The organism is Streptomyces flaveus (assembly GCF_014647675.1).
Lineage (GTDB): Bacteria > Actinomycetota > Actinomycetes > Streptomycetales > Streptomycetaceae > Streptomyces > Streptomyces flaveus.
The window spans coordinates 24,358-37,041 of record NZ_BMPQ01000003.1; the positions used below are offsets into that span (position 1 = coordinate 24,358).

The following is a 12,684-nucleotide window of genomic DNA, read 5'->3' on the forward strand; positions in this document are numbered from 1 at the left end:
CAACGGCGCGCTGGGGTCAGGAGTTGCGCGGGGCTACCAGGCCGGATTCGTAGGCAAGGACCACGAGCTGGGCGCGATCACGGGCGTGGAGCTTGGCCATGGCCCGGTTGATGTGGGTCTTGGCGGTCAACGGGCTGATGACCAGGCGGTCGGCGATCTCGTCGTTGGACAGGCCCTGTGCAGCCAGGGCGACGGCCTCGCGTTCGCGGCTGGTCAGCTCCTCCAGCCCGCTGCCGGCGCGGGTGGGGGGCGGCTGGGTGACGTACCGGTCGATGAGTTTGCGGGTGATCGCGGGCGCGAGCAGGGCGTCGCCGCGGGCGGCGACACGTACGGCGTGCAGGAAGTCCTCCGGCACGATGTCTTTGACAAGGAACCCGGCGGCGCCGGCGCGCAGCGCGTCGAAGACGTACTCGTCCATGCCGTAGTTGGTCAGCACGACGACGTGTACGCCGGCCAGGGCCGGGTCTGCGGCGATGCGCCGGGTCGCTTCGATGCCGTCCATGACGGGCATCTGGATGTCGATGAGCACGACGTCGGGCAGCTGCTCCTTGATGAGCGCCAGGCCCTCTTGGCCGTCGGCGGCCTCGGCCACGACCTCGATGTCGTCTTCGAGGTCGAGCAGCGCGCGGAAGCCGCTGCGGATGAGCGGCTGGTCGTCGACCAGCAGGACCCGGATCACGACGCTCCGTTCGTGGGGAGTTCGGCCTGGACGGTGAAGCCGCCCGCGCTGCGCGGCCCGGTGCGCAATCGGCCGCCCAGGGCCGTGACGCGTTCGCGCATGCCGAGCAGCCCGAGGCCGGGCGTCGGCGCGGGGTGCGGGGTGGCCTTTCCGTTGTCGTCGACGCGGATGGCGAGGGCGTCCGGCCGGTAGTCGATGAGCACCGAGGCAGTGGTTGCGGCGGCGTGCCGGGCGACGTTGGTGAGCGACTCCTGAACGATCCGGTAAGCGGTACGGCTCACTGTGGCCGGCACGGCGTGCGGATGTCCTTCGATCGTCAGCGTCGTCTCCAGGCCGGTTGTTTGGAACCCTTTCACCAGGTTCGAGATGTGGTCGAGTCCGTGCGGCGGGGTGGTGTCGTCGTCGCGCAGCGCCTCAAGGGTCGCGCGCAGCTCCCGGCTCGCCTCCCGGCCGGCCTGCTGGATCGCGAGCAGGGCCTCTGGCACCTGCTCGCCCCGCCGCCGGGCCACGTGGACGGCGACCTCGGACTGCACCTTGATGACCGAGATCTGGTGGGTGAGCGAGTCGTGCAGCTCCCGCGCGATGCGCAGCCGCTCCTCGTCGGCCCGGCGCCTGGCGGTCTCCTCGCGGGTGCGCTCGGCCTCGTCCGCCCGCCGTTCGGCCTGCCGCACCGCCTCCCCCGCGGCGAAGGCGGCGATCAGCCAGGCGATCTCAAGGGTGTTCCGGGCCTGCGCCACGACCTCGCGCGCGGGCCCGTCGTGGAAGACCAGGGAGGTGAGGTGGAGCACGGCCACCAGGCCCACGGATGCGACCACTGCGACGGCGCGGTGCCCGGCACGTACCGCGCCGTAGACGGCGACCAGGTAGGAGACGGCGAGCACCTCGAACCCGGCCGCCAGATAGCCCACCGCAGACAGCCCGGTGAGGGCCAGGACCACGAGCGGTGCCCGGCGGCGCGCGGCCAGCGCCAGCCCGCCGGCCGCCAGCAGCACGGAGCCGAGCAACTCGCGGCCCCCGGCCGGGGGTGGCCCGGACAGCCCGGTGCCCAGCAGCAGCGCCGCCACGCCCACGGCGATCGCCCAGTCGGTGACCGGGGCCGGGACAGCGAACCGTCCTTTGTCCATGGGTGCACCGTAGCCGGGTGCGGTTGTGGGCGAGTCCGGCTCTTGGACGAGCGGTCGGCTACCGCGTATGCGGTACCGGCGCGCCGTCTGCCGCATCCGCGGCATCCGGATGCCGCGGATGCGGCAGTGGAAAGTGCCTGCGTCTGCTGGACGATCGGCAGGAGGCCGGCGCGCATGCTCAAGACGCATCGAACCTCGCAGTCAGCGACGGAGAAGGAGGAGAGCGGCATGAGTGCTTCAGCAGCGCTGATGGTGGCCGCCGAGGGCGGGATCATCGGCGACGGGCGGACCGGGGCCAACCTGGCCCTGGGGGTAGGGCTGCTCGGCCTGGCTATCGGCTGGCTGGCCCTGGCCCGCGCCGGCGGCCGGATCAGCATCGGCAACGCGCGCACCGGCGGGATGTCGGCCATCGCGGTGGGTCTGGCCGGCACGGCCCTCGCGGTGCTGCACCTGGCCACCTCCAGCGGCGGCCCCGGCACCGGCAACGGGCTCGTCGGCGCCATCGTCGCCGTCCCGCTGGGGCTGGGCGCCGCGCTCCTCGGCCGTCGGGCGCTGACCCGCTCCCGCGGCGCCGACCGGCCGATCGATCGGATGACCGTCTGACCGCCACCGGGTCACGGCGTGCGTGCGGCCACCGCGCGCCGGACCCCGTAGGCGGCGGCACCGACAGCCAGCACTGCAGCCCCGGAGAGCACCGAGGACAGCGGCAGAGCGAAGGCCAGGAGCAGGCGCTGGCAAGCCCGACCACGGGGGTGATCCGCGCGGGACGGCCCTCCTGCGGCCGCAGGGTCCAGGCGCAGGCGTTGGCGACGGCGTAGTACGCCAGCACACCGAACGAGGAGAACCCGATCGCCCCGCGTACGTCCGTGGTCGCCGCCAGCAAGCGCCACCACCGCGCCGACCACCAACTCGGCGCGGTGCGGCACCTTGAACCGCAGGTGCACCGCGGTCACAGCACGCGGCAGGTGCCCATCACGGGCCATGGCCAGCGTGGTGCGGGAGACGCCGAGGATCAACGCGAGCAGCGAGCCGAGCGCGGCCACGGCAGCACCGACACGTACGACCGGTGTAAGCCAGTCGGCGCCTGTCGCCCTGGCCGCGTCCGACAACGGTGCGGCAGCCTCCGTCAACTCCTTCGGGCCGAGGACCGCCAGGACGGCGATGGCGACGGAGGAGTAGCACGTACGGCCAGTTGCTCGCCCCGGGGCGGCCGGTGCGAGCATCAGCGCACAGGAAGCATCCCTCCCGACAGCACCATCGCGTGGTGTTGCGCAACGACTACCAGGCGTTCGAGCCACTGGCACACCCGGCGGCCAACCGATGTCACAAATCGAGTCGCCGGCTTGTCATCCAGAGAACGGCATCCCACAACGGGGCGCCCAGCAACATCGTCCCCACAGAGCGGAGAGAACGTGTTCGTCGCCTTCGTCACGGTCACCATCCTCGGCGCGGTCTTCAACGGTGCCGCCGCTGTCACGTACCTGATCGGCCATGAATACCCCAAGACCCAGGCGGACATGAAGGGCATACCTCGGAAGTATGTACCGGTGCTGGGCATGTTGCTGGCAGCGGGCACCGTGGGGCTGCTGGCCGGGCTCGCCGTTCCGCTACTGGGAACTCTCGCCGCCTCCGGCCTCGTGCTGTACTTCATCGGCGCAATCATCGCCCACCTGCGGGTGGGCTCCCGCGACATCGTAGGCGGGATCGCGTTCCTGGCCATCGCGGTGGCCGCCCTTACCCTGGGCCTGCTCTACCACGGTCTCTGGTGACCCGCGGGATCCACAGGTTGGCCATGGCCCTCGTCCTAGTTTCAGGACTCCTGACAAAAGTGGTGGGCTTGACCTGGTCAGGGGTCGGTGCCGTGCACGAGGCCGCCGGGTGGCGGGACGCGGTCAGCCGCGTAATCGCACGCGATAAACCTGGCCGCGATAAACCTGGCGACGTCGGCGATCATCCTCGGGATACTGGTCGCCCATGGATGAGGTCAAAGTCGTCGTCGCCCATTCCGAGCGCGCGACTCTGCGCGTCGGTGACGTGTTCTTGAAGGTGGACGCCGATCAGGCGCGCATCGACGTCGAGGTCGATGCGATGGCCCTGGCGCCGGTCCCGACCCCGGAGGTCCTGTGGCGCAGGCCGCCCGTGCTCGCGATCGCCGCACTCCCGGGGACGACGCTCGGCCGCCTTGGCGGGCCGTCGACCGGGTCGCCGGCGGCGTGGGCCGCGGCGGGTGCCACCATCCGGAAGCTGCACGAAGCGCCCCTGCCGCCCCGGCCGGGCCGGGCCGGCCGGAGCGTCGTCGCGCTGGCGGCGGAACTCGACGACGAGTGCGAGTTGCTCGTGACGAACGGTGTCCTGCCCGCCGACGTGGTCACCCGCAACCGCCAGGTCGCCGAGGCCGCGCTCCGGCCGTGGACTCCGGCGTTCACGCACGGCGACCTGCAGATCGCGCACGTCTTCGTCGACGGCGACGAGGTCACCGGCATCATCGACTGGTCCGAGGCGGGCCAGGGTGATGCCCTGTACGACCTCGCCACCTTCACGCTCGGACACGAGGAGCACCTCGACGACGTCGTCGCCGGCTATGGCACCGACATCGACCTCGACGTGATCCACGCGTGGTGGTCGTTGCGAAGCCTGCTGGCGGTTCGCTGGCTGATCGAGCACGGCTTCGACCCGTTCGCGCCGGGCTGTGAGGTCGACGTGCTGAGATCCCGGATGCAGTGACCGATACGCGGACATAGAAGTACTGCCATCGAGGACGAGGAGGCGCACATGCGCGTGGGGATGACGGTATTGCCGGAGTATTCCGGGGAATCCGCCCGGAAGATCTGGGCAAGTGTCGAAGAGTACGGGTTCGACCACGGCTGGACTTTCGACCATCTGGGCTGGGACGGGCTGCTCGACGGCCCGTGGTACGGCACGGTGCCGACGCTGACCCTCGCCGCACTGGTCACGTCGCGGCTGGAGATCGGCACGCTTGTGGCCAGCCCGAATTTCCGCCACCCGGTGGCCTTCTCCCGCGACCTGATCGGCCTCGACGAGATCAGCGAAGGGCGTCTCACTCTCGGCGTCGGCGCCGGCGCGACGGGCGGGTACGACGTCGACGTTTTCGGGGCGGGAGCGCCGAAGAGCCGGGTTCGCAGGTTCGGCGAGTTCGTCGAGCTGCTCGATCGGCTCCTGCGCGAGGACCATGTCTCCTTCCAGGGTGACTACTACTCCGCCGTCGACGCTCGTTCGGTGCCCGGGTGCCGGCAGCGGCCGCGGCTGCCGTTCATAGTGGCGGCCAACGGTCCCGGGGCAGCGTCTGTCGCGGCGCGGTACGGGCAGGGGTGGGTGACGATCGGCGGGATGGCGGAGCGGCTCGACGCGTGGTGGGGTCTTGTCTCGGAGGCGAGCGACCGGATGACGGCTGCCCTTGCGACGCACGGACGCGAGGCCGATCCGCAGTTCCGGCGGGTGCTGCAGACCGATGCCGCACCGGTGCTCAGTATCCAGTCGGCCGACTGCTTCGACGATTTTCTGGGCCGGGCCGACGAGCTGGGGTTCACCGATGTCGTCGCCCCGTGGCCGCGTGCGCAGGGTCCCTTCTCCGCGCCGCGGTCGGTGGTCGACCGGATCGCCGCGGACGTTCTTCCCCGGTGGCGGACTTCAGGAAAGGACTGACCGTCACCAACGGTCGGGGCATCACAGCGATGCTCCTGACTGGCAGGCTTCGCCACTCAGGAAACTGCCCCAGAGGTCCAGAAGCCACTTTTTGTTAGGAGTCTTCAGGGCTGCTGGGTGCGCGGGTGCTCGAACGTAACCGCCGTCTCGAAAGCCGCTCGGCGGGTGGCCCGGCGCAGGGCCTTGAGGATGGTTGGGCCCAGGGTGAGGGTCAGGGCGACGGTGATGGCCGCTCGGCCGAGGTCCCAGCCGAGGGAGGTGGCCAGGCAGTACGCGAGGAAGCGGGTCAGGTTGGTGGTGACGTCCGCGTCCGGGTTGAAGGCGACGCTCGACGTCAGTGCGTTCATGAAGGGCCAGCCGGCCAGGTTCATGAGCGTGCCGTAGGCGAAGGCCGCGACGAAGCCGTACGCGGCGAGCATGAGCAGCTCGGCTCGGCCGCGTAGCCGGTCGGGACCCGGTAGCAGGCCCGCGCCCATCGCGAACCAGCCCATGCTGAGCATCTGGAACGGCATCCACGGTCCGACCCCGCCGGTCAGCAGCGCGGACGCGAACATCGTGACCGCCCCGAGCACGAAGCCGAAGCCGGGGCCCAGCACCCTGCCGCTCAGCACCATCAGGAAGAACATCGGCTCGATCCCGGCCGTCCCGGCCCCGATCGGCCGCAACGCCGCCCCCGTCGCCGCCAGCACCCCGAGCATGGCCACGGCCTTCGCCCCGATCCCCGACTCCGAGACCGCCGCACCCACGACCCCGACCAGCAGCACCAGCAGCCCCGCGAACAACCAGGGCGCATCCTGTGCATGGGCGCTGACCTGGGACGTCGGCCCGGAGAAGAGGGGCCAGGTGAAGGCCGCGAGGCCGATGGCGCTGACGAGCGCGAGGGCGGCGACGGAGCGGGGGCCGAGTCGGATGGCGCGGGCTTGAGGGGTCGCGCGGGCTTGGAGGATCGACTGGGGGGTCACGCCTTCGCCTCCCGGTCTGCCGTCGTCTCCCGGCCTTCCGGCTCCCGCTCCGTTGCGCCCACAGCAGCGCGTACCTGGGAGACCGTCAGCCATTTCTGCGGGGCCAGGATCTTCGCCACCTGCGGGGCGAAGGACGGGGACGCCATGACCACCTCGACGGTGGGGCCGTCGGCCACCGGTTCGCCGTCGGCCAGGATCACTACCCGGTGGGCGAGTTCGGCGGCCAGTTCCACGTCATGGGTGGCCAGGATGATGGCGTGGCCCGTGGTTGCCAGGTCCCGTAGGACTGTGACCAGGCGGGACTTGGCCGCGTAGTCGAGGCCGCGGGTCGGCTCGTCCAGGAGGAGGAGTGGGGGGCGGGCCGTGAGGACGAGGGCCAGGGCCAGGGTGAGTCGTTGGCCCTCGGAGAGGTCGCGGGGGTGGGTGTCGTCCGCGATTCCGGGGAGCAGTTCGGAGACGAGGGCGCGGCAGGTGCCCGGTTCCGCGTCCGCGTCGCGGTCCGCGGCCGTGCACTCGGCGGCCACCGTGTCCGCGTACAGCAGGTCGCGAGGCTCCTGCGGTACGAGGCCGACGCGGCGGACGAGTTCAGGGGGCGCCGTCCGGTGCGGTACGGCGCCACCGACCCGTACGGAACCCGACGCCGGCTCGACCAGCCCGACGAGTGCGCTGAGCAGCGTGGACTTTCCGGCCCCGTTGCGGCCCATGAGGGCGATGGTCTCGCCGGGGGCGACGGTCAGGGTGACGTCGTGGAGTGCCTCGATACGGCCTCGGCGGACGGTGAGGTGGTCGACCGCGGCAACTGCGGTTCCCGCCGGGGCAGTTGGTGTGTCGCGCTTGCGGAAGAGGCGGGAGCGGGGTGGTGCGGGGCGGGGTGCGGGCGCAGCCGGAGTCAGGCCTGCGGACTCGTCCTCGTACGCCACCCCCTTCATCCCCTCCAGCCGTTCCCGCAGCGCCCCCGCCCTCCGGCGTGCGTCGCGCACCGTCAGCGGCAGCGGTGACCATCCGGCGAAGCGGCCCAGGGCGACGACCGGTGGGTACACGGGGGAGACGGCCATGACCTCGGACGGCGGGCCCAGCACGAGCGGGGCGCCCGGGGCCGGGAGGAGGGCGACCTGGTCGGCGTACTGGATGACGCGTTCCAGGCGGTGTTCGGCCATGAGGACCGTGGTGCCGAGGTCGTGGACGAGGCGTTGGAGGACGGCGAGGACCTCCTCCGCGGCGGCCGGGTCGAGCGCCGAGGTCGGCTCGTCGAGGACCAGGACCCTGGGGTGCGGGGTGAGGACCGAGCCGATCGCGACGCGCTGCTGCTGGCCGCCGGAGAGGGTGGCGATCGGGCGGTCGCGGAGGTCCGCGAGGCCCAGCAGGTCCAGGGTCTCCTCGACACGGCGGCGCATCACGTCCGGTGCGAGGCCCAACGACTCCATCCCGTACGCGAGTTCGTCCTCGACCGTGTCCGTCACGAAGTGCGCGAGCGGGTCCTGGCCCACCGTGCCGACGACGTCGGCGAGTTCGCGCGGCTTGTGCGTACGGGTGTCCCGGCCGGCCACCGTGACGCGTCCGCGCAGGGTGCCGCCCGTGAAGTGCGGGACCAGACCGCTCACCGCTCCGAGGATCGTCGACTTACCGACTCCGGACGGCCCGACCAGCAGCACCAACTCGCCCTCTGGAACGGTGAGTTCAAGACCCCGTACGGTCGGCTCGGTCGCCCCGTCGTACGTCACGGAGACATCCTCGAAGCGGATCACGACGGCTCCCTGGGGGCGATGAAGGACGGGGCGAGGCCGAGCAGGATCGCGGCGGCCGGCCAGAGGGGGAGGGTGGGGGACGTCAGGGGTACGACGCCGGGGTGCAGGGCGGCGGAGTCGTACGCGGCGTACAGGATCAGCAGCGCCGCGACCCCCGCGCCGGACGCGGCGACCAGCCACGCCCGTACGCCCCACACGTCCGGCCGGTACCGCGTGCGCAGCGAGCGTCGGCCGCCGAGCCGGAGCCCCGCGAGGGCCGCGCCGAGTCCGGCGAGCAGCACGGGCAGGCCGTACGTGCCGCCTTCGGCGGTGAGCAGGCCGTACGTTCCCGCGCAGACGCCGACCAGGCCGCCGAGCGTGAGTACGGCGGTGGTGCGGCGGACGGCGGGCGCCACCTCGGCGCTGCGGCCGTAACCGCGGGCGTCCATCGCCGCCGCGAGCGCGACCGAGCGCTCCAACGCGCCCTCCAGGACCGGGAGTCCGACCTGGAGCAGTCCGCGTATCCCCTTGTCGGGTCGTCCGCGGAGGCGGCGTGCGGCGCGTAGGCGTTGGACGTCCGCGATCAGGTTCGGGGCGAAGGTGAGTGCGACGACCACGGCAACTCCCGCCTCGTACAAGGCGCCCGGGAGGGACTTGAGGAGGCGGGCGGGGTTGGCGAGGGCGTTCGCGGCGCCCACGCAGATGAGGAGCGTGGCCAGTTTCAGGCCGTCGTACAGCGCGAAGACCAGGCCCTCCGCGGTGACCCGGCCGCCGATGCGGATGCCCTGCGCCCAGTCGGGGAGGGGGAGTTCGGGGAGGGTGACGAGAGTGTGGGTGCCGGGGATGGGGGAGCCGAGGAAGACGGCGAAGACGAGGCGGATGGCGAGTACGGCGAGGGCGAGTTTGACGAAGGCGGTGTAGGAGCGGGACCAGGGGGATTGCATGCGGTGGGTGGCTATGACGTAGCCCGTCACCGCTATGAGGAGGCCGAGGAGGAGGGGGTTCGTGGTGCGGGAGGCGGCGGTGGCCAGGCCCAGGGACCAGAGCCACCAGGCGCCCGGGTGCAGGGCGTTCCGTCGTTGGGCCCTGCTTGCCTGCGCACCCGGTGCGGCGGGACGGCTGACCTCGCTCATCGCGTCCACCGTCAGCCGCTGCGCCGCCGACGCGTCTGCCAGACCGCCGCCGCGCCCAGCACGGCAACGGCCCCGATGCCCGCGAGCAGGCCCAGCGACGGGCCCTGGTCGTCGGAGTCGCTCTTGCCGGAGGCGCTCGTATCGCGAGGAGTGGCCGAAGGCGTCGTAGTCGGCTCCGTGGCCGAGATCTGTTCGCCGCAACCCGTACGCGGGTAGCCCGCGATGGCGCACAGCAGGGCGTTCGTGTCGTAGCGGAGCGGCTTCGCGACCGTGGCGAGGGCGTCCGCCGTCGTCGCGTCCTCGGGGACGCGGGCGCAGGCCGTACGCGGACGGGGCGGTGTCTCGCCGGACGGCGCGTCCGCGCTCGTGCCGAAGTCGAGGACCAGGGCGACCCGTTTCGAGCCGTCCCGCGCGGGCGTCTTCGCGCAGATCGTCGCGAACTCCGCGGCCCCGCGCGGCTTCGCGGCGTCCCGGGAGTCCTCGCTCACCGAGAAGCGGAAGCCCTGTACGTCGCCGTCGGAGGGGCTGGCGGTCGACGGGCCCTGGGTCGCGTACACCCAGGTGTCGCCGTCGCGGTCCCAGAAGGACCAGTAGCGATAACCGGCCGCGTGGGCCTGCCCCGACGAGGCGAGCATGGTGATGACGGCGAACAGTGGGGCCAGGACCAGCAGGAACGTACGACGGCGGAGGCGGATCACGGCTGCGGCTGCTTCTTGTTGCGGCTGCTGATCAGGAAGCCGACGCCGATGCCGCCGACCAGGCCGACGCCGACGATCCACCAGACGCTGACGCCGCTGTCCTCGTCCTGGTCCTTCTCCTTGCTGGGGACGGCGGTGTCGGTGGCGGTGGCGTTCGAGCCCGCCGGGCCGGTCGCGCCGAGCTGCTTCACCAGGTCCACGCCGCCGAAGTCGCGCGGGTCGGTACCCGTCGCGTGCGCGGCGAAGATCAGCTGTGCGTACGCGGCCGGGCCGCTCTGCGCCGCCCAGGCGCGGGAGTTCTTCTCCAGCCAGGCGAGCGCCTTCGTGGCGTCGGCGGTCCGGCCCGCGGCGGCGAGCGCGACGACCGCGTCGGCGGTGTTGCCGTGGTCGGGCTGGTCCTCGGCGCCTGCGAGGGCGGACTTCAGGTAGCCGTCCTTGGCGATCGCGTCGGCGAGATACAAGGCACCGTTCGTAGCCGCGTTCTCGCGCGTAAAAGAGTCACCGCGTACGCACTTCTCGGAACCCTTCGTGGTGTCCCCGGCCTCCGTCACCAGCCCCTTCCCCAGCGCGCCGAGCACACCCGCCGCCGTGGCGTCCGCGTTCGCGACGAGCTTGCCCTTCTTGTCGGGCTGGAAGGCGAACGCGCCCCCGCCGTCCTCCTCGCACGGAACGGAGAGCGTGAGCAGGGCGTCGTACGGAGTCTTCTCCTCGTTCGTCAGCTGGTCCTCGGGGTCGCTGTCCGCGGATTCCAGGGCGCTGATCACGACGGAGGTCGAGTTCGCGTCGCTGGCTCCGCCCGGGGCGTACCCCCAGCCGCCGTCCGCGTTCTGCACGGACTTCAGCCACTTCACGGCGGCGCCGGTCACGGCGTCATCGGCGCCCAGCGCCTCCAGGGCCTGCACCGCGGCGGCCGTACTGTTCGTGTCGACCATCGTCTTGGCATCGCACTTCACGCTCACGTCCGCGCGGTACGGCGCGAACGCCCCGCTCTCACACTGCTGCCCGACCAGCCAGTCGACGGCCGACTTCGCGGGCTTCACACCCACGGTGTGCTGGGCGAGTAGCGCGAGCGACTGCCGCCATACGCCGTCGTACGTCGGATCGGCGCTGCCGAACAGCCCGGACGGCAACGCCTTGGACGACGGCGACGGGGAGGGCGACTCGGCGGCGAGGGCGACCGGCGCGCATGCCGCACCGATCACGGCGGTGGCGGCCAGTACCGCGGCGCTACGGCGAACAATCATGATCGGCGAGTGCCTCTCTGAGCTCATCGGCTCTCCCTACAGGGAGCCGGGCAGCCCAGAGCCCCGGGCGGCTCGGCTCCGTATGCCTCGACGGTGCCGGTCACCGGCGATTCCCGGTGACGCGAGCCGGTCACTTCCGCACGAGGCATTCCGGCTCACCGCCCGTTGCTCTGCTCTGATGCGCTGGGCGATTCACGGCTGCGGGTCAGCGCCGGTTTTGCACCGGCTTCCCCCCGTACGAGCGTGATGACGACCTGTTTACTGTACCGGCCCGTAGGGAGACGCTGAGGCCTGGCTATGTGGCGCCGGTTCGGCGACTCCGTACGCTGCTGAGCCAGCCTCCGCCCTCACGCCGCCACATACGTCACCGGATCGCTCCCCGTAACCGCCTCCGCCCGCCCCAGTTTCACCAGTCGCCGCAGATGGGCCTCAGCCTCCGAGACGGCGATGTTCCGTGAGCCGTACGGGATTTGGGCCCAGGGGCGGTTCCACTCCATGCGTTCGGCCAGCTGCCAGGGGGTGAGGGGAGTGGTGAGGAGGGAGAGGAGGTCGGTCAGGCGGGACTCGTGGTGGGTCAGCAGTTCCCGTACGCGGGACGGGGCGTCGGTGAAGGCGTGCTGGTGGGCCGGGAGGACCTCGGCGGGGGCCAGGCGGCCGATGCGTTCGAGGGAGGCGAGGTAGTCGCCGAGGGGGTCCATGACCGTGGCGTCGTCGGGGTCCTCGTACAGGCCGATGTGCGGGGTGATCTCCGGGAGGAGGTGGTCGCCGGAGAACAGGCGGCCCTTGCCGGGGAGTTGGGCCGGGTGGTCCTCCTCCAGGTGGAGGCAGACGTGGCCCGGAGTGTGGCCGGGCGTCCAGATCGCGCGGAGTCGACGGCCCGCGAGGTCGAGGAGTTCGCCGGGGACTATCTCGCGGTCGGGGAGGGCGGGGGAGAGGCCGGGGAGGTTGCGGGGCTGGGCTGTGCGCATGGGCGCCACGTGTTCCTCGGGCGCGCCGGCGGCTGTCAGCTTGTCCGTCATGTACGTGAACCAGCGCTCCGGCCGCGTCCCGCGCGTGCGCCGCACGATCGAGGCGTCCGCCTCGTGCATCGCGACCCAGGCGCCGGAGGCCTCCCGTACCTTGCCGGAGAGTCCGTGGTGGTCGGGGTGGTGGTGGGTGATGACGACCCCGTGGATCTCGGATGCCGAAGTGCCGCACCCGGCAAGGCCGTTGGCCAGTGTCTCCCAGGACTCGGGATCGTCCCAGCCCGTGTCGACCAGGACCGGGCCGCGGTCGGTGTCGAGCACGTACACCAGCGTGTAGCCGAGCGGGTTGTCCGGAATGGGGACCCTGATGGACCGTACGCCCCCGCCATGGTCGGTCACTTGCGTCATCGATTCCCCGTCCATCGATTCCCCATCCTGGTCCTCATCCTGCTCCTCTTCGACATGGCCATTGCTCATGGTAACTAGAACTGG

General features: G+C 71.6%; 12 protein-coding genes, 1 pseudogene and 1 riboswitch. Of the genes and pseudogenes, 4 read left to right on the forward strand and 9 right to left on the reverse strand.

What is annotated here, in order from left to right:
* Positions 1–16 precede the first annotated feature (16 nt).
* Together IEZ21_RS06830 and IEZ21_RS06835 are read right to left on the reverse strand one after the other, a co-directional pair.
* Positions 17–679, reverse strand: a complete 663-nt coding sequence (locus tag IEZ21_RS06830) for a response regulator (RefSeq protein WP_189320980.1) — start codon at positions 677–679, stop codon at positions 17–19.
* Positions 676–1,803, reverse strand: a complete 1,128-nt coding sequence (locus IEZ21_RS06835) for a sensor histidine kinase (protein ID WP_189320981.1) — start codon at positions 1,801–1,803, stop codon at positions 676–678. Before IEZ21_RS06835 ends, IEZ21_RS06830 begins: the two co-directional genes overlap by 4 nt.
* Before the next feature lie 228 nt (positions 1,804–2,031).
* On the opposite strand from IEZ21_RS06835, the gene IEZ21_RS06840 reads away from it, so the two are divergent.
* Positions 2,032–2,406, forward strand: a complete 375-nt coding sequence (locus IEZ21_RS06840) for a DUF6223 family protein (RefSeq protein ID WP_189320982.1) — start codon at positions 2,032–2,034, stop codon at positions 2,404–2,406.
* 11 nt (positions 2,407–2,417) lie between these two features.
* On the opposite strand, the pseudogene IEZ21_RS06845 reads toward IEZ21_RS06840, so the two are convergent.
* Positions 2,418–2,981 (reverse strand): annotated as a pseudogene (locus tag IEZ21_RS06845) (APC family permease); the annotation flags it as partial.
* Between the two features lie 234 nt (positions 2,982–3,215).
* Here IEZ21_RS06845 and IEZ21_RS06850 point away from each other — a divergent pair.
* From IEZ21_RS06850 to IEZ21_RS06860, 3 genes are all read left to right on the forward strand, one after another.
* Complete coding sequence (locus tag IEZ21_RS06850; RefSeq protein WP_189320983.1) at positions 3,216–3,572, forward strand: DoxX family protein; 357 nt, start codon at positions 3,216–3,218, stop codon at positions 3,570–3,572.
* A gap of 205 nt (positions 3,573–3,777) precedes the next feature.
* Positions 3,778–4,527: a phosphotransferase family protein gene (locus tag IEZ21_RS06855; protein ID WP_189320984.1), complete on the forward strand. Its 750-nt coding sequence runs from the start codon at positions 3,778–3,780 to the stop codon at positions 4,525–4,527.
* 48 nt (positions 4,528–4,575) lie between these two features.
* Positions 4,576–5,466 carry an LLM class flavin-dependent oxidoreductase gene (locus IEZ21_RS06860; RefSeq protein WP_189320985.1) on the forward strand — a complete coding sequence of 297 codons (891 nt, stop codon included), beginning with the start codon at positions 4,576–4,578 and terminating at the stop codon, positions 5,464–5,466.
* Positions 5,467–5,570: 104 nt separating this feature from the next.
* On the opposite strand, the gene IEZ21_RS06865 is transcribed toward IEZ21_RS06860, so the two are convergent.
* The 6 genes from IEZ21_RS06865 to IEZ21_RS06890 form a co-directional block, all read right to left on the reverse strand.
* Positions 5,571–6,428, reverse strand: coding sequence for an ECF transporter S component (locus IEZ21_RS06865; protein WP_246567351.1), 858 nt, complete (start codon positions 6,426–6,428; stop codon positions 5,571–5,573).
* A complete protein-coding gene (locus tag IEZ21_RS06870; RefSeq protein ID WP_189320987.1) occupies positions 6,425–8,173 on the reverse strand; it encodes an ABC transporter ATP-binding protein in 1,749 nt (582 codons plus the stop codon). Before IEZ21_RS06870 ends, IEZ21_RS06865 begins: the two co-directional genes overlap by 4 nt.
* Complete coding sequence (locus tag IEZ21_RS06875; RefSeq protein ID WP_189320988.1) at positions 8,170–9,285, reverse strand: energy-coupling factor transporter transmembrane component T; 1,116 nt, start codon at positions 9,283–9,285, stop codon at positions 8,170–8,172. Before IEZ21_RS06875 ends, IEZ21_RS06870 begins: the two co-directional genes overlap by 4 nt.
* Before the next feature lie 11 nt (positions 9,286–9,296).
* On the reverse strand, positions 9,297–9,920 hold the full coding sequence (locus IEZ21_RS06880) for an SCO2322 family protein (protein WP_189321381.1): 624 nt from the start codon (positions 9,918–9,920) through the stop codon (positions 9,297–9,299).
* A 59-nt stretch (positions 9,921–9,979) separates the two neighbouring features.
* On the reverse strand, positions 9,980–11,227 hold the full coding sequence (locus IEZ21_RS06885) for an SCO2321 family membrane protein (protein ID WP_189321380.1): 1,248 nt from the start codon (positions 11,225–11,227) through the stop codon (positions 9,980–9,982).
* Between the two features lie 144 nt (positions 11,228–11,371).
* Positions 11,372–11,459: riboswitch (cobalamin riboswitch) on the reverse strand.
* A gap of 115 nt (positions 11,460–11,574) precedes the next feature.
* Complete coding sequence (locus tag IEZ21_RS06890; protein ID WP_189320989.1) at positions 11,575–12,600, reverse strand: Strvi_7410 family MBL fold metallo-hydrolase; 1,026 nt, start codon at positions 12,598–12,600, stop codon at positions 11,575–11,577.
* Positions 12,601–12,684 lie beyond the last annotated feature (84 nt).

Excerpts from the sequence above, each read along its gene's own strand:
- IEZ21_RS06835 (WP_189320981.1), bottom strand. The coding sequence starts at position 1,803 with ATGGACAAAGGACGGTTCGCTGTCCCGGCCCCGGTCACCGACTGGGCG.
- IEZ21_RS06840 (WP_189320982.1), top strand. The coding sequence starts at position 2,032 with ATGAGTGCTTCAGCAGCGCTGATGGTGGCCGCCGAGGGCGGGATCATC.
- IEZ21_RS06855 (WP_189320984.1), top strand. The coding sequence starts at position 3,778 with ATGGATGAGGTCAAAGTCGTCGTCGCCCATTCCGAGCGCGCGACTCTG.
- IEZ21_RS06860 (WP_189320985.1), top strand. The coding sequence starts at position 4,576 with ATGCGCGTGGGGATGACGGTATTGCCGGAGTATTCCGGGGAATCCGCC.
- IEZ21_RS06875 (WP_189320988.1), bottom strand. The coding sequence starts at position 9,285 with ATGAGCGAGGTCAGCCGTCCCGCCGCACCGGGTGCGCAGGCAAGCAGG.
- IEZ21_RS06880 (WP_189321381.1), bottom strand. The coding sequence starts at position 9,920 with ATGCTCGCCTCGTCGGGGCAGGCCCACGCGGCCGGTTATCGCTACTGG.
- IEZ21_RS06885 (WP_189321380.1), bottom strand. The coding sequence starts at position 11,227 with ATGATTGTTCGCCGTAGCGCCGCGGTACTGGCCGCCACCGCCGTGATC.
- IEZ21_RS06890 (WP_189320989.1), bottom strand. The coding sequence starts at position 12,600 with ATGACGCAAGTGACCGACCATGGCGGGGGCGTACGGTCCATCAGGGTC.